Source organism: Agrobacterium sp. 22-214-1 (assembly GCF_053522465.1).
In genome coordinates, this window is sequence record NZ_JBNWCK010000010.1 from 14,636 (window position 1) to 31,336 (window position 16,701).

10 protein-coding genes are annotated in these 16,701 nt (G+C 59.8%); 7 read left to right on the forward strand and 3 right to left on the reverse strand.

The genetic code is table 11. From position 1 onward, the window contains the following. Window positions 1-6: 6 nt before the first annotated feature. On the reverse strand, window positions 7-1,815 hold the full coding sequence (locus ACQZ5G_RS23690; RefSeq protein ID WP_003519635.1) for an ABC transporter ATP-binding protein/permease: 1,809 nt from the start codon (window positions 1,813-1,815) through the stop codon (window positions 7-9). Between the two features lie 293 nt (window positions 1,816-2,108). On the opposite strand from ACQZ5G_RS23690, the gene ACQZ5G_RS23695 reads away from it, so the two are divergent. The 7 genes from ACQZ5G_RS23695 (at window position 2,109) to ACQZ5G_RS23725 (ending at window position 13,824) form a co-directional block, all read left to right on the forward strand. Further along, window positions 2,109-5,435 carry a transglutaminase family protein gene (locus ACQZ5G_RS23695; RefSeq protein WP_448737817.1) on the forward strand — a complete coding sequence of 1,109 codons (3,327 nt, stop codon included), beginning with the start codon at window positions 2,109-2,111 and terminating at the stop codon, window positions 5,433-5,435. A 1-nt stretch (window position 5,436) separates the two neighbouring features. Further along, on the forward strand, window positions 5,437-7,842 hold the full coding sequence (locus tag ACQZ5G_RS23700; protein ID WP_020808587.1) for a circularly permuted type 2 ATP-grasp protein: 2,406 nt from the start codon (window positions 5,437-5,439) through the stop codon (window positions 7,840-7,842). 4 nt (window positions 7,843-7,846) lie between these two features. After that, complete coding sequence (locus tag ACQZ5G_RS23705; protein ID WP_003519638.1) at window positions 7,847-8,725, forward strand: transglutaminase family protein; 879 nt, start codon at window positions 7,847-7,849, stop codon at window positions 8,723-8,725. Window positions 8,726-8,893: 168 nt separating this feature from the next. Then, window positions 8,894-10,132 (forward strand): vWA domain-containing protein, encoded by a 1,239-nt coding sequence (locus tag ACQZ5G_RS23710; protein ID WP_003519639.1) that lies wholly within the window; start codon window positions 8,894-8,896, stop codon window positions 10,130-10,132. 110 nt (window positions 10,133-10,242) lie between these two features. Then, window positions 10,243-11,865, forward strand: coding sequence for an ABC-F family ATP-binding cassette domain-containing protein (locus ACQZ5G_RS23715; protein WP_003519640.1), 1,623 nt, complete (start codon window positions 10,243-10,245; stop codon window positions 11,863-11,865). Between the two features lie 60 nt (window positions 11,866-11,925). Further along, entirely contained in the window at window positions 11,926-12,936 is a 1,011-nt protein-coding gene (locus ACQZ5G_RS23720) for a 2-hydroxyacid dehydrogenase (protein WP_448737818.1), read from the forward strand. A gap of 135 nt (window positions 12,937-13,071) precedes the next feature. After that, window positions 13,072-13,824 carry a FadR/GntR family transcriptional regulator gene (locus ACQZ5G_RS23725; protein WP_020808597.1) on the forward strand — a complete coding sequence of 251 codons (753 nt, stop codon included), beginning with the start codon at window positions 13,072-13,074 and terminating at the stop codon, window positions 13,822-13,824. Between the two features lie 56 nt (window positions 13,825-13,880). On the opposite strand, the gene ACQZ5G_RS23730 is transcribed toward ACQZ5G_RS23725, so the two are convergent. Then, entirely contained in the window at window positions 13,881-14,678 is a 798-nt protein-coding gene (locus tag ACQZ5G_RS23730; protein WP_137453562.1) for a carbohydrate-binding protein, read from the reverse strand. 10 nt (window positions 14,679-14,688) lie between these two features. Beyond that, the gene (locus tag ACQZ5G_RS23735; RefSeq protein WP_448737819.1) at window positions 14,689-16,476 is read right to left on the reverse strand and encodes a heparinase II/III domain-containing protein; all 1,788 of its coding nucleotides are present in this window, start codon (window positions 16,474-16,476) and stop codon (window positions 14,689-14,691) included. Between the last annotated feature and the right edge of the window lie 225 nt (window positions 16,477-16,701).

Below are 16,701 nucleotides of genomic sequence, written 5' to 3' on the forward strand. Positions count from 1 at the left end.
AATGCCCTATTGCGGAGCGCTCCCGGCCCTGGAGATATTCTCCTTCTGCGCGGTATGGTCGAGATGCGCCACAGCCGGGGCGAGCACCGACAGGAATGTTTCCGATCGGCCGATATAGACGATCGCCGCACCCTCGATCCCATTCAGAACTTCCGCCAGCGTATCCTGCGTCTGTTTTTCCAGCCCTTCGAGCAAATCGTCGATAACGAGGAATTTCGGCTTCAGCAGCAGGGCATTGGCCACCCGTATGCTGGCCTGCTCATCCGAATCCAGTTTTTTGTCCCAGCGAATATTTTCCTCGAGGCGGGATGCCATCTCGCCGAGCCCGCAGGCAGTGAGCGCCGAGACATAATCCGCATCGGCGAAACGCTGGGGGGCGCGCGGATAGGCGAGGATTTCACGCAGCGATCCCGCCGGCAGATAGCCGTGCTGAGCAATGAAAAGCGTGTCGGACTGCTCGGGCATCTCAATCCTGCCCTGCCCCCAGGGCCACAGGCCCGCCATGGCCGCAAACAGCAGCCTTCGGTTCACGCCCTGCTCGCCATTGATCATCAGCCGTTCGCCCGGCCCGATCTCGACTTCGCTCTCGCGCAGCTGGAAGCCGCGATCCAGATCCTGCCCACCCGCATCGCGGCAGATCACCACCGACTGGAGGCGGATTTTTTCATTCTCCGCACTGCGTTGCAGATCGATCGCCAGGCCGTGCTGTTCGACGCTGTCCATCTGGATAAGCGCGTTACGGAACACCGAAACGCGTTGCAATGTCGCCTTCCAGCTGGCGATCGGCCCGAAATTGTCGATGTACCAGCGCAGCGCCGTGTTGACCTGGTTGAACGCACCGACGGCCATCATCAGCCCGCCGAAGGTGAGGTTGCCGGAGAAATAAACCGGAGCGGCGATCAGGATCGGCGCCACCACCGCCAGCCAGCCATATCCTGCCGAAACCCATGTGAGATGCGTTAGCGCCATGGCGAGCCCGCGAATGACGCCGAGCACCGCATCAATATCGATACCGATCCGCCGCCTTTCGTTCTTTTCGCCACGTGCAAGGGCAATGGCGGCAAGATTTTCGCTCGCCCGCATCAGCGAGAAGCGAAGCTCCGCCTCTTTGGAATAACGCTCGGCATTCAGCCCGACAAGCCGATAACCGACGAGATTGCTGAGCAGGGAAGCCGAACCGGCGTAAAGGATCGCCGCCCAGACCATATAGCCGGGGATCGCATAGGTATCGCCGCTGATGGTGATGGCAAAGCCGGCCGAGAGCGACCAGAGGACGCCGATAAAGCTGACGAGCAGGATCGTCGCATTGACGAGACCGATGGAAAGCGCCGTGCTGCTTTCAGCCAGATTGCGGACATCGTCATGCAGGCGCTGGTCGGGGTTGATCGCAATCGTGCCGAAACCGGCAAGACGGGCGGCACGCCCCGGTTTCAGCCATTGATCCACCATATCCTTGGCAAGGCCCTCGCGCATGTTCAGCGCCGTCATCTGGTTCAGCCAGGTCTGGATGACGTTGAGGAGAAGCAACAGCCCCGCGATGATGGCGAAGACCTCCAGCTGGTGAATGAAGGCGGCAAGATCGCGCCGCTCCAGCGCGTTGTAAAACGGCGCGTTCCATTCATTGAGCCTGATCTGCCCATAGGCGGTAAGCAATATCACCGTGAGCAGCGCTATCGACAGCAAGATCAGCCGGGTGCGCACTGGCGAGGTCCAGAAGGCACGCCCCATCATACGCAGCTGCGCCGGGAAATCGAGATCGAAACCCGAAAGATTAGCCGCGCTTTTGCGCTGATCGTCGGTCACCGTTGTTGCCATTCATTCCATTCCGAAACGTCAGTCGGCAAAGAAAGCGGGTCGCGATTCTGCGCCTTTCGTTGCCAAGCAATAACACGCCGTTCGACCTTGTCCACAATCCCGGCGAAATCTCAGAGGCGATGATTGAAAAGCCCGGACAATTCTTACCACGGGCAAATATCGCGGCCTCGACCAACAATGCGGTTGCCCCCGGAAATGATCCTTGCTTTCTTTTCCTGCATTGCACAAAATCCGAATAATTTCAGAGGGGCGGACAAACCGCATAAGCCGGAAAAACCGGGCAAGGCAGATTAATGGCGATCAAAGCGAGCATCTATCATCTGACGCATTATAAATACGACAATCCGGTTCGCCTTGGACCACAGATCATAAGATTAAAGCCCGCCTCGCACTCCAGAACCCGTGTTATCAGCCATTCGCTCAAGGTTTCGCCCTCCAATCACTTCGTGAACCTTCAGCAGGATCCCTACGGCAATTACCTCGCCCGCTTCGTTTTTCCCGAGCCCGCGACGGAATTTAAGATCGAGGTCGATCTTGTCGCCGATATGACGGTTTACAATCCGTTCGATTTCTTTGTGGAGGAAGAGGCGACAAAGTGGCCCTTCGACTATCCGCAGGAATTGCGCGACGACCTGTCCATCTACATGAAGCCGGAGCCGACGGGTCCGCTGCTCGCCGCCTTCATGGCCACCGTCGACCGCACGCCGGGGCAGCAGACGGTGGATATGGTCGTTGGCCTCAATGCCCGCCTGCAACAGGAGATCGGTTACGTCATCCGCATGGAACCGGGCGTCCAGACGCCGGAGGAAACGCTTGCTTCCGGCAAGGGGTCCTGCCGCGATACGAGCTGGCTGCTGGTGCAGGTTCTGCGGCATCTTGGCCTCGCCGCCCGTTTTGTGTCGGGATATCTCATTCAGCTCACCCCCGATCTCAAAGCGCTGGATGGCCCATCCGGCACCGAAGTGGATTTTACCGATCTGCATGCCTGGGCCGAAGTCTATATGCCCGGCGCGGGCTGGATCGGCCTTGACCCCACCTCGGGACTTCTGACGGGCGAGAGCCATATTCCGCTGGCGGCAACGCCGCATTACCGCAATGCGGCGCCGATTTCCGGCGGTTATTACGGCCATGCCAATACGGAGTTCGCCTTCGACATGCAGGTCCGGCGGGTTGCCGAAACGCCGCGCATCACCAAACCCTTTTCGGATGAAAGCTGGGAGGAACTCAATGCGCTCGGCCAAGAGGTCGATGACGTTCTGAACAGCCATGACGTCCGGTTGACCATGGGCGGCGAACCGACCTTCGTTTCCATCGACGATTTCGAATCCGACGAATGGAACACCGGCGCGGTCGGGCCGACAAAGCGTGAAAAGGCCGATGCCCTGATCCGCCGCCTGCGTGAGCGTTTCGCACCGGGCGGCTTTCTGCATTACGGGCAGGGGAAATGGTATCCAGGCGAAAGCCTGCCGCGCTGGACCTTCTCGCTCTATTGGCGCAAGGACGGCCTGCCGATCTGGCAGAACCCGGCGCTGATCGCCGAGGAGGGCGCAAATACAGGCGTCAAGGCGGAAGATGCGCAGAAACTGCTGGGCGGCATAGCCTCCCATCTCGGCATCGAGCCTGAGCTGGTGCTGCCGGCCTATGAGGATCCAGCCGAATGGATCATCAAAGAAGGCAGCCTTCCCGACAATGTCGACCCGTCCAATTCCAAACTCAAAGACCCGGAGGAGCGAAACCGCATGGCCCGCGTCTTCGAGCGGGGACTGACGACACCGACCGGTTATATTCTTCCCGTTCAGGCGTGGAATGCGCGCGCCGGCGGCAAGCGCTGGATCAGCGAAAAATGGAAGACGCGGCGCGGAAAAATATTCCTCGTTCCGGGTGACAGCCCGGTGGGTTACCGCCTGCCGCTCGGCACCCTGCCCTATGTGCCGCCATCCGCCTATCCCTATATTCATGAAGCCGATCCTTCGATCCCCCGCGGTCCGCTTCCAGATGTCCTGACGCCATCGGGCCGCGCCATGCCCGAAGCCTCCTTCCATGCCAGCGAGGCCCCGGGGCAGGAGCGCATAGAACAGACGCTCGGCGAAATCGGGGGCGCGGTGCGCACCGCCATGTCGGTAGAACCGCGCGACGGCCGGCTCTGCGTCTTCATGCCGCCAGTCGAGCGCATCGAGGACTATCTGGAACTGATTGCAGCAGCGGAAGCGGCAGCCGCCGATCTTGGCTTGCCCGTCCATATCGAGGGCTATGCGCCGCCGCATGACGAACGCGTCAATGTCATCCGCGTCGCCCCCGATCCCGGTGTCATCGAGGTCAACATCCACCCCGCCGCAGGCTGGAAGGATTGCGTCGACATCACCACGGCTGTTTATGAGGAGGCGCGCCAATCGCGTCTCGGCGCCGACAAGTTTATGATCGACGGCCGCCACACCGGCACCGGCGGCGGCAACCATGTGGTCGTGGGCGGCGCCAACCCCAATGACAGCCCCTTCCTGCGCCGGCCCGATCTTCTCAAAAGCCTCGTTCTGCACTGGCAGCGGCATCCCTCGCTCTCCTATCTCTTCTCAGGCCTCTTCATCGGCCCGACGAGCCAGGCGCCGCGTATCGACGAGGCCCGCCACGACAGTCTCTACGAGTTGGAGATCGCGCTTGCGCAGGTGCCTGCCCCCGGAGAAGGCGTGCCGCCCCTGCCATGGCTGGTCGACCGGCTGTTCCGCAATCTTCTGACGGATGTGACAGGCAATACCCATCGCGCCGAAATCTGCATCGACAAGCTGTTTTCGCCTGACGGGCCGACCGGCCGCCTCGGCCTTGTGGAATTCCGCGGTTTCGAAATGCCGCCCAACGCGCGCATGTCGCTCGCCCAGCAATTGCTGGTGCGCGCCCTCATCGCCCGTTTCTGGAAAAACCCGGCCGCCGGCAAATTCGTGCGCTGGGGTACGGCGCTCGCCGACCGCTTCATGCTGCCGCATTATATCTGGGCAGATTTCCTCGACGTGCTTGCCGATCTCAGGGAAAACGGTTTCGACCTCAAGCCCGAATGGTTCACCGCCCAGCAGGAATTCCGTTTCCCCTTCTTCGGCGAGGTGGAATATGAGGGTGCGAAGCTGGAATTGCGCCAGGCCCTGGAGCCCTGGCATGTGATGGGCGAACAGGGCGCCATCGGCGGAACCGTGCGTTATGTCGACAGCTCCGTCGAGCGCCTGCAGGTGCGGCTGGAAACCTCCAATCCCGCCCGTTACGCGGTGGCATGCAACGGCCGCGCCGTGCCGCTGACCCCGACCGAAAACCGCAGTGTCGCGGTCGCCGGCGTTCGCTTCAAGGCATGGCAGCCCGCTTCCGGCCTGCATCCCGTTCTGCCCGTCAATTCACCCTTGACCTTTGACATTTATGATACATGGTCGAGGCGATCGATCGGCGGATGCATCTACCATGTTGCTCATCCGGGCGGGCGCAATTACGAGACCTTTCCCGTCAACGGCAATGAGGCCGAGGCACGCCGCCTCGCCCGTTTCGAACCATGGGGGCATACGGCAGGGCAATATCCGCTACAGGCGGAAACCATGTCACCAGAATTTCCGCTGACGCTCGATCTGCGTCGGCCTTACGGAGTGTAAATTGTCCAAAGCCCCGGCAACGGAACGCAAGACGGAAACGAGCGCGCAACCGCGTGGGCTTGAATATTCCCCCTTGCCGGGCGTTGCCGACGAAATGCTCGATACCAACGGCAAGGTCAGGCCGGTCTGGAAGACCCTGCTCGACGCCCTGTCGCGCATGTCGGAACGGGAATTGCACGAGCGCTTTGCCCGCACCGACCGCTATCTGCGCGATGCCGGCGTGTTCTATCGCGATTACGGCAAGGGCAGCAGCGAAAGAAACTGGCCGATCTCCCATATTCCGGTCCTGATCGACGACAGGGAGTGGGCGGTTCTTTCCGAGGGGCTGAAACAGCGCGCCAATCTTCTGGAAGCCATGGTGGCCGATTTTTACGGCGAAAACCGGCTGGTCAAGGAAGGTTTCGTACCCCCGGCCCTGATCGCCTCCAATCCGGAATATCTGCGGCCCATGGTCGGCGTAAAACCGGCAAGCGGCCATTATCTGCATTTCTGTTCCTTCGAGATCGGGCGCGGACCTGACGGCAACTGGTGGGTGCTGGCCGACAGGACGCAGGCGCCTTCCGGTGCGGGTTTCGCGCTCGAAAACCGGGTGGCCACCACCCGTGCACTTTCCGATATCTATGCCGAAACCCATGTGCACCGTCTGGCCTCGTTCTTCGGCGCTTTCCGCGACACGCTGCAGGCGCAAAGAAAGCACCCCGACGACCGGATCGCCGTGTTGACGCCCGGCCCCGCCAACGAAACCTATTTCGAACACGCCTATATCGCCCGTTATCTCGGCTTCATGCTGCTGGAAGGCGAAGACCTCACCGTTGTCAACGGCCGCGTCATGGTCAGAACCGTAGCGGGGCTGAAACCGGTCGGCGTTCTCTGGCGGCGTCTCGACGCCTCCTATTCGGATCCGCTGGAACTGAACCAGCAATCCCATATCGGCACGCCGGGCATGGTGCAGGCGCTGCGCAATGAAGCGCTCACCGTCGTCAATGCGCTCGGCAGCGGCATTCTCGAAACGCGGGCGCTGCTCGCCTTCATGCCGCGCATCTGCCGCCACATTCTGGGCGAGGAGCTGAAACTGCCCTCCATCGCGACCTGGTGGTGCGGGCAGGAATCGGAACGCCGCCATGTCGCCGGCAATATAGAAGGCATGGTCATCGGCCCGGCTTATTCCCGGCTTCCCTTCTTCGACGATAACGGTCAATCCGTGCTCGGCTCGTCGCTGCGCGAAACGGCGAAGGAATCGATCAGCGACTGGCTCGCCTCCGACGGCCACAGGCTGGTGGGACAGGAAGTGGTGACGCTTTCGACAACCCCGGCCTATATCGACAACAAGCTCGTGCCGCGCCCGATGAGCCTTCGCGTTTTTGCCGCGCGCACCCAGGATGGCTGGCAGATCATGCCCGGCGGCTTCGCCCGTATCGGTAGCAGCAACGATGTCTCCGCCATCGCCATGCAATCGGGCGGAAGCGCTGCCGATGTGTGGATCGTCAGCGACAAGCCGGTGGAACGCACCACGCTTCTGCCGGCGGAAGAAAGCTTTACCCGCAATATGCCGGGCAGCCTGCCGAGCCGCGCAGCCGACAATCTCTTCTGGCTCGGCCGTTATATCGAGCGTTCGGAAGGCGCATTGCGCATCCTGCGCGCCTGGCACGGGCGTTATGCCGAATCCGCCGATCCGCGCCAGCCTCTGCTCGCGCATGTGACACGCTATCTCGAAGCGCTCGATGTGGAGATGAGCGATGCTGTGCCGGAAAGCCTGCTGAACAACATCAACAGCGCGCTTTATTCCGCCAGCAATATCCGCGACCGCTTTTCGCCTGACGGGTGGCTGGCGCTGAACGACCTTGCCAAGACCGCCCGCCGTTTCCACGCGAAAGTGGCCCCCGGCGACGACGCTACCCATGCCATGACGATCCTGCTGCGCAAGCTTGCGGGCTTTGCCGGTCTCGTGCACGAAAACATGTATCGCTTCACCGGCTGGCGTTTCCTGTCGATCGGCCGTTACCTGGAGCGCGGCCTGCATATGACACGTCTTCTCGGCCATATGACCGGCCCGGACGCACCTGACGGCTCCTATGACATGCTGCTCGAAATAGGCGACAGTGTCATGACCCATCGCCGCCGCTACAACGTCAATACGGCCGGCCTGACCGTGACCGACCTTCTGGCGCTCGACCCGCTCAATCCCCGCTCGATCCTGTTCCAACTGAACGAGATCCGCACCGAGGTGGAACAGCTTCCGAACGCCTTCGTGAACGGCCAGATGTCGCCCTTCTACCGCGAGGCGATGCGCCTGCATTCCGGGCTTGCGGTCATGACGCCGGAAAACATGAACGGCGCGATCTATCGCCAGCTCGAAACCGACATGGAACATCTCTCCGATGTTCTGGCCCGGACCTATCTTGGATAATCCTATGCTTTACGATCTTTCCCTGCATATGGGTTACACCTACGACACGCTGGCCCACGGCGCGCGCCACATCATCCGTGTCCTGCCGCTCTCCATCCCCGGCCGGCAGCGGCTTGTCGCCGGCTCCATCGATGTTTCGCCGGTGCCGGAAGAGCGTGCCACCTTCGAGGACTTCTTTCATCAATCGGCCACGTCAGTGCATCTGCGCGCGCCGCATGAGAATCTGGATATCCGCATGCAGGCCCGCGTGATGGTGGAGGCTCCGGCGCTGACGGCGGATTTCTCCCCGGAGCTTTCCCGCCTGCCGCAGGACCTGGCCGATGTCTGGTCGCTCGATTTCCAGTCGCCGCACCACTTCATCGGTGCGAGCCCGAGGATCGGAATGGATGCGGCAATATCAGCCTATGCCCGGGAATTGCTGAAACCGGGAATGACCATTCGCGAAATCGCACTCTCTCTGTGCAAACGCATCCACAAGGACTTTACCTATGACGGCGAGGCGACGACCGTCGATACGACTCCATCGGAAGCCTTCAAGCTGAAGCGCGGCGTGTGCCAAGATTTTTCACATATCATGATCATGGCGCTGCGCAGCCTCGGCATTCCCGCCGGTTATGTCAGCGGTTTCCTGCGCACCATTCCGCCACCGGGCAAGGAAAGGCTTGAAGGCGCCGATGCAATGCATGCCTGGGTTCGCGTCTGGTGCGGAGAAGCAGCCGGTTATCTGGAACTCGATCCCACCAATGATATCGTCGCCGGAAGCGACCATATCGTCGTCGGTTACGGCCGGGATTATTCCGATGTCGCACCGGTGATCGGTGTCTTGAAGAGCTATGGCAACCAGCAGATAAAGCAGGCGGTCGACGTCATCCCCGTCCAATAATGACACGATGTGTATTATTGCGGCCATCGCGCCAAACAATTCTTGAAAATACTCCGAAAACTGCTCCAATTTGATCGCTGCATAAAATTGAACCGATCACGTTAGCGGATTTTACATCGTTTGCGGCTTCTCTGTGCTCAGTCGAATATTCTAATCCGTGAGCCCATCATGACCGCCTCTGCACATCAAAAACCGAAGCGCCGTTTCCTTGCCGATACCAGCGGCAATTTCGGCATGATGACGGCCATTCTGCTGCCGGTGTTGCTGGGTTTTGCCGGCGCCGGCATGGAGTTGGCGAATGTGATGCAGGTGAAAGCGGATATGCAGAATACTGCGGATTCTGCAGCCCTTGCGGCGGCCACCGAAGCCCGTTTGAAAATGGGCGACCTGACGGACGAGCAGATCAAGGCAATCGCCAAGAACTTCATCGCGGCCCAGATGGAAAAGAACCTGACCGAGGAAGAGAAAAAGGAACTGGAGCAGAATTCTCCGACCAATATCACGACAAGCGAAAATGCCCGCGGCAAAACCTACACCGTTGAGACCACGATCAACCACCGCGTACAGCTTAATCCGCTGCTCGGGTTCATTGGCGCAAAAACACTCGATCTTTCGGTAACCGGCACCGCAAAGAGCACCGTCAACAAGGGCGCACCGATCTCCATGTATCTGGCGCTTGATCGTTCCGGTTCGATGTCATTCAAGACGGACACCATCAATACCGCGAAAAAATCGTGCCCGGTTTATACGGCTGACAATTGGGGTACCAGCGAAGCGAAGGCCACATCCAGTCCCTGCTATGTCAACAAGGCCACGTCGCTCAAAACTGCCGTCGGGTTCCTCGTCGCAACATTGAACAAGGCTGATCCGACCTATACGGCTAACGGCGGTTCAGAACTCGTCCGCACGGGTGCCTCGGTCTATACGCACGAGACATATGCTGCTCAGCCCATCAGCTGGGGTACGGGAAGCGTTGTCAGCTACGTGGACAAGCAAATCCCGGAATTCCCCACCGGTGGCACCGATGCTCGCAGCAGCCTGACCGCCGCCTATAACGCCCTTAAAAAAGCCAACACCGACGAAGCGAAAGCACACAAGGACAAAGGCAGTGAATCGTTCGAGCGCTACATTGTTCTCATGACCGACGGTGAAATGACGGGCAACAGCGCCTCGTGGAACTCCAGCATCGACCAGTCCGTGCGTACCACCTGCGAGACCGCCAAGAAAGACGGGATCAAGATTTTCAGCGTCGCCTTCATGGCGCCGGACAAGGGCAAGTCGCTGTTGCAATATTGCGCATCCAGCCTCGACAATTATTACGCGCCGGAAAACATGGAGCAGATCGTCACAGCCTTTGGCGAAATCGCCCGCAAGGCTGCCGGCAGTATAGCCACGCTCACCAACTGATCTGTTTCCGGAGCGTCTTGTCGGCTGCATGGCTGACAAGACATGCGCGGCAGGTGACAGCGGCAGCGGCCCGTGGCATAGGAGGGCCGCTCCCATTCACAGGCCCTGTCATGATCCGCATCGAAAACATCAGCAAGTCGAACAGTCACCGTATTCTCTACATCGAGGCCTCCGCCGCGCTCAATCGCGGCGAGAAGATCGGCCTTGTCGGCCCGAATGGCGCCGGCAAGACGACGCTGTTCCGGATGATCACCGGCGAAGAACAGCCCGACGAGGGCCAGGTCGTCGTGGAAAAGGGCATGACGGTCGGTTATTTCGATCAGGATGTCGGTGAAATGTCCGGCCGCTCGGCCGTCGCGGAAGTCATGGAAGGCGCAGGCCCCGTCAGCGAAGTGGCAGCCGAACTTCGGGAACTGGAAGCCGCCATGTCCGATCCCGACCGGATGGACGAGATGGACACCATCATCGAACGTTACGGCGAAGTGCAGGCACGTTATGAGGAACTGGACGGCTACGCGCTGGAAGGCCGTGCGCGCGAAGTGCTGGACGGGTTGAGCTTCAGCCAGGAGATGATGGACGGCGATGTTTCCAAGCTTTCCGGCGGCTGGAAGATGCGCGTGGCGCTTGCGCGTATCCTGTTGATGCGCCCTGACGTGATGCTGCTCGACGAACCATCGAACCATCTCGATCTCGAAAGTCTGATCTGGCTCGAAGATTTCCTGAAAAACTACGACGGCGCTTTGCTGATGACGTCGCATGACCGCGAATTCATGAACCGCATCGTCACCAAGATCATCGAAATCGATGCCGGCAATCTCACCACTTATTCCGGTGACTACGGCTTTTACGAACAGCAGCGCGCGCAGAACGAAAAGCAGCAGCAGGCGCAGTTCGAACGCCAGCAGGCCATGCTCGCCAAGGAAATCAAGTTCATCGAACGCTTCAAGGCCCGCGCTTCGCACGCCTCGCAGGTGCAGAGCCGCGTGAAGAAACTCGAGAAGATCGACCGCGTCGAGCCGCCAAAACGGCGTCAGACAGTGGCTTTCGAATTCGCGCCGGCACCCCGGTCGGGCGAGGATGTCGTGGCGCTGAAGAAGGTGAACAAGGCCTATGGCAGCCGCACGATCTATGGCGAGCTCGATTTCATGGTGCGGCGCAAGGAACGCTGGTGCATCATGGGCGTCAACGGCGCTGGAAAATCGACGCTGCTGAAGCTGGTGACGGGCACGGCAGAACCGGATTCCGGCAATGTCACCCTCGGCGCCAGCGTCAAGCTCGGCTATTTCGCCCAGCACGCCATGGATGTTCTGGATGGCGACAGCACCATTCTCGAATGGCTAGAGGAGCGTTTTCCGAAGGCGGGGCAGGCGCCGTTGCGCGCCCTTGCCGGCTGTTTCGGCTTTTCCGGCGACGACGTGGAAAAACGTTGTCGTGTTCTGTCCGGCGGTGAAAAGGCCCGTCTCGTCATGGCCGCCATGCTGTTCGATCCGCCGAACTTCCTCGTGCTGGACGAGCCGACCAACCATCTCGATCTCGACACCAAGGAAATGCTGATCAAGGCCCTGTCGGATTATGAAGGCACGATGCTGTTCGTTTCGCACGACCGCCATTTCCTGGCCGCGCTTTCCAACCGGGTGCTGGAACTGACGCCCGATGGTATCCACCAATATGGCGGCGGCTATACCGAATATGTCGAAAGCACGGGACAGGAAGCACCGGGCCTTCGCAGCTAAGATACCTGCCGGACGCGTCGCACTGTAACGGCAGCTTTCGTTTGGAGACTGGAGAAACAGATGCGGATCGTGGTCTACAGCGCCAAACCCTATGACAGGCAGTTCCTTGACGCTGCCGCCCACGCTGGCATGCGGATGCAATATTGCGAAGCACGCCTGTCTCTCGAGACAGTGGCGCTGGCGGAGGGAGCGGCGGCGATCTGCGCCTTCGTTAATGACGACCTGTCGCGGCCGGTGCTTGAAAAGCTTGCGGAAATGGGTATCCGGCTCATTGCCCTGCGCTGCGCCGGTTTCAATCAGGTCGATCTCGCCGCCGCCGAAAAGCTCGGCCTGACCGTTGCACGCGTGCCGGCCTATTCGCCCTATGCGGTCGCCGAACACACCATGGCGCTCATCCTGTCGCTCAACCGCAAGATCCATCGCGCCTATAACCGTGTCCGCGAAGGAAATTTCGCCCTCGATGGCCTGCTTGGCTTTGATCTTCACGGCAAGACGGTCGGTATTGTCGGTACGGGCAAGATCGGGGCGATTTTCGCGCGCATTGCGGCCGGCTTCGGCTGCCGTCTCGTCGGCCATGACGTCCGGCCAAATCCAGATTGCGAAGCACTGGGCATGGTCTACGTCACGCGCGAGGAACTGTTTCGAACATCGGACATTCTGGCGCTGATGTGCCCGCTCACACCGGAGACCCGTCACCTCATTCGCCGGGAGACGCTGCCGCTTCTGAAAAAGGGCGTGATGCTCGTCAATACCAGCCGCGGCGCCATCATCGACACGCAGGCGGCGATTGCAGGTCTGAAAGACGGCACAATCGGCAGTCTCGGCATCGATGTTTATGAAGAAGAGGCCGATCTCTTTTTCGAGGATCTTTCCAACGACGTGCTGCGCGACGATGTTTTCGCGCGGCTGCTGACCTTCCCCAATGTTCTGGTCACCGGCCATCAGGGCTTCTTCACGCAGGAGGCCCTTAGAAACATTGCGGACACCACGATCGGCAATATCGAGAGCTTTTTCGGGACCGGCAGGGCGCTATATGCCGTTTCCACGGAACAGTTTGCCGGCCCGGTCTAGTGTCTCCGGGACGATTTTTAATACCATTCCGCGCGTCCTTTATATGAAAGCGGGTAAAATTGGTATGATCATTGAGTTTTACTGAAATTCATCATACATATTTGAGAGGCTTCACGCCTGCCTCGATTTCAATGCATGGTGACCGACGTGCCTGAACAGCAAAAACAGCGCAGCAAATCCTCCGGTTCTCTGGTCAGCAGAGTTAGCCTCAGCCTGAGAAATGCGATTGCCTCCGGGCAATATGGACCCGGCGACCGCCTGCCCAGCGAAATCGAGATGACGGAAACCCATGGCGTCAGCCGCACCGTGGTGCGCGAGGCGGTGACGGCGCTACGCTGCGACGGGCTGGTGGAGGTGCGTCAGGGGGCGGGCATTTTCGTGCTGAAGCGTGAAAAAGACGCGTCACCCACACCCGGTATCGACCGCGCCCGGCTCTCTTCCGATCTGGAGGTGCTGGAAATCAGGACGCCGCTCGAAATCGAAGCGGCAGGGCTCGCCGCCCTCCGCCGTTCGCCATCGCAGGAGGAGGCGATTTTCGACTGTCACGCCCGGCTTTTGCAATGTATCGAGGAGAACCGCTCCATTCGCGAGGCGGATCTGGCGCTGCATCTGGCCATTGCTGCCGCCACCAACAATCCGCTTTTCACACAGTTCCTCGAGCTGCACGGTCAGGCCGTGATTCCACAATCGCGCGTGGTTTCCGAAACCGGCGAGAACGACCAGACAGCTTACCGGCGATTGATCCACAAGGAACATGAAGCCATCGTCATCGCCATATCGGACCGGAACGAACAGGCCGCAAAGCTGGCGATGCAGGCGCATCTGCGCGGTAGCCAGCACCGCTACCGCGACATGATGCGCGACCTGCGCGGCATCGCGCACAGCTAAAGGATTTTCAGTAAAACCGGGTCGTCGCTTTGTGCTCAGAAAGCCGCGATCAGGCGCTACGGCGCTTCCCGCAGATCCGCTCCCCAGACCTCGATCTGCGTCAGCGCGGGAAAGGGCGAAGGATCGTCGGCTTTTTTAAGATCATGCAGACGGATCCATTCCACCTGGCGCGGTGCGACCGGGAAACTCTGGGCAGCTCCGGTTTTTTGCAGGGAAAAGCTTGCGCTTTCGCCGTCGGAAAAAGTGACGCTCGCTTTTTCCCACCAGGCATCATGGGGAAAGTCCGCCCGCAGGTAAAAAGTCAGCTGGTCGATGAGGACTGCGCGGCCGAATACGAGGGTCAGCGAAGCTTCGGGATCGCGGTTGATGCCCCAGCTTGTATAGGGCCAGAAGCCGTGGCCCGCGCTTGCCTTTTCACCATCGATGACATTGCGGGCTGCGAAGGCCGCCTCCCCGCGCGTTTCCGTGCTCGCATAAACGTGCGGAAACAGCGAGGTGTTTTCATGATCGTCAAACGGGTTGAGCGCCAGATTCCTGCGAACTCCGATTTCACCGGCAAGTGTGCGACGCGCAGCGATCCGGTGAAGGTTACCGCTGAAAGCCTGGGGCGGATAGGATTTGCGTTTCGCCGCGGAAGGAACGGGCAGGATGAATTCGTTTCCGTGCAGGAAAACCAGCGTCGGCGGCATGCCGGCATCGAGCGCAAGCCAGATATGACCGGGCTGCGAAACCTCGACGACAAGCCTGTCACCCTCGCAATATTCTGCGCGATAGACGAGCAAAGCTTCGTCCTCCGCTCCGGCTTTCGCCAGAACATCACCCACCGCATTGACGACCTTGAGTGTAAGTTTCATCGGCACTTCCTTAACTGATCGTCAGGCACAGACGCTGGGCTGCGATGGGGATGAGAATGCGATAGATCACCGGTGGCCATGACTGGCGAAGGCGGGCATCGTTGATTGTTATGGCTTCGATGGCGGGTTCTCCTGCACCTTCGCAGGCTATCTCTCCCAGCCCCGCAAAGATCAGCCGACCCGGCGTGACAGCGGGCTTTTCGGCGACCATTAGCGACAGAACCGCCTCCTGCCCGCCCTGATAGTCGTCAAGGACTTCCACATGGCTGCCACGCAGCAGTCGGACGCGGCGGAGATAATGCTCAACACGCGCCATGGCGGGATAGGCCCGAGCTATATCGAAAGAGACTTCCGCCTGCTCCTCAGAGAATTCGGTCACAAAATCTCTCGCCGCAAACTCTGCCCCGGCGGCCTGCATGACGCCGCCGAAAGTCGGCAGATTGTGAAAGGCCGATTGCATCGTCCAGATGTCGTAGCGTTGCGGCGAGAAGGTTTTTGCGGTGTAGGTTTCCACCCCGACATCGATGATGAACGGCCGGCCGTTCTTATAAAGCGTGAAACTGCCGACATCGTTGTGGTTATGGCTCTCGCCATTATTGCCCGCCTTCACGGCAAGATCGAAGACCCCGTCACAGGCAATCGCCAGACCGATGCCGGGATAGGCGATGTCGGTCTTTGCCGGTTCCGCCAGAACCGGCGCGGACAATTCCGGGGTGGTGAGAACCGCCTGGACCCGATACCAAAGGTTCAACTCCTTGCACATCAGCCGGTCCGGTGAGCGGTTCCAGCAGGCGGCAGCGAAAGCCTGAAGCCGTGGCGAAGAAACGGCCTTGCCGAAAAGATATTCCCGCACGCCGGATGTCCCGACCTTCGCCGGCGCATCGGCGAAGTTGAAGAACCGGTCTTCCGCCACGTGCATGTTGAGAATGAATTCGGCCATGCTGCGTAGCTTCGGCGCATGAAAGAGCGGCGCCATGGAGCCGGGCGCAGAGACTTCGAGAATGCTCATCGCCCCGAACAGGCAAAGTGCCGCATGGCCATAATAAAGAACGCCCTCTTCGCAGGCGCCGTCTTCCGCATAATCCTTCTGAAACGCATCGAGACTCTTGAGCGCCTTTTCCACGACCGTACGCCTCGTCGACTGGTCGGTGGGCAATAGCAGGGTCGAGAGAAGGACGTTCTGGGTGATCCAGGCTGTCCAGTTGTTCATCCGCTCGTCGCCATTCCCCATCCACCAGAAATGCCGGGTGAGATAGGGCTTCGTAATGCGCCGCTCGATCTCGGCGCGGACGCGGGAAACGAGGTTTGCATTTGCCCTTTCCAGTTCCGGTGTCAGCAAATGCAGGCACAAAGCGAGGTTGGCGCCTGTTTCGGACGCGAACAGGTCGATCACCGGGTTCTGGGGATCAGGCAGAGGATCTCGCGGGCCGCCGCGAATATGGGAATTATGGGCGGGCAATTGCCAGCCGCTCTCCTCGCATATCAGCCAAAGACCATCGATGATGGCATCGAGAAAGCGGCCTTGCCCCTCAGCGCATTCTCCAAGAACCAGCGCGTTCAGCTTCAGTCGTCGGGAAAAATAAAGCGCCTCGAAACGATCGCGATTGCCGGTGCGGCTATATTCCCGGTAGTCGCCCGCCAGAATTGTGGACCAGGGCTCGTCAAGCGTCTGTTCCGCCGCCTCGATGAGACTACGGGAAACCGCGCCCGGTGCTGAAGACCGTATTTTCTGCGCCGTCAGTTCTGCGCTGAAGTCGGCGAACCGTTCTGGCAGAAGCCGCATCATTTCGACAAACACGCCCTCAAACCTCCCGCGCGTTCCGCAATCCGATATGGGCCTCCTATCATACGTATTTTTGAAAAACCAGAAAATTTGTCTGACTTTATGCAAAGTTGTTTGACCAATATCGATATTGTGTTATCCAGAGCGCGGGAGGCGGCAGGGCGAAGACCCGGACCGCAATGGAAAATGCAGGCAGCCGGCACCGATGAAACAGTGAAACGGCGGCAATGGGAGATATGC

Excerpts from the sequence above, each read along its gene's own strand:
- ACQZ5G_RS23690 (WP_003519635.1), bottom strand. The coding sequence starts at position 1,815 with ATGGCAACAACGGTGACCGACGATCAGCGCAAAAGCGCGGCTAATCTT.
- ACQZ5G_RS23695 (WP_448737817.1), top strand. The coding sequence starts at position 2,109 with ATGGCGATCAAAGCGAGCATCTATCATCTGACGCATTATAAATACGAC.
- ACQZ5G_RS23705 (WP_003519638.1), top strand. The coding sequence starts at position 7,847 with ATGCTTTACGATCTTTCCCTGCATATGGGTTACACCTACGACACGCTG.
- ACQZ5G_RS23710 (WP_003519639.1), top strand. The coding sequence starts at position 8,894 with ATGACCGCCTCTGCACATCAAAAACCGAAGCGCCGTTTCCTTGCCGAT.
- ACQZ5G_RS23715 (WP_003519640.1), top strand. The coding sequence starts at position 10,243 with ATGATCCGCATCGAAAACATCAGCAAGTCGAACAGTCACCGTATTCTC.
- ACQZ5G_RS23720 (WP_448737818.1), top strand. The coding sequence starts at position 11,926 with ATGCGGATCGTGGTCTACAGCGCCAAACCCTATGACAGGCAGTTCCTT.
- ACQZ5G_RS23725 (WP_020808597.1), top strand. The coding sequence starts at position 13,072 with ATGGTGACCGACGTGCCTGAACAGCAAAAACAGCGCAGCAAATCCTCC.
- ACQZ5G_RS23730 (WP_137453562.1), bottom strand. The coding sequence starts at position 14,678 with ATGAAACTTACACTCAAGGTCGTCAATGCGGTGGGTGATGTTCTGGCG.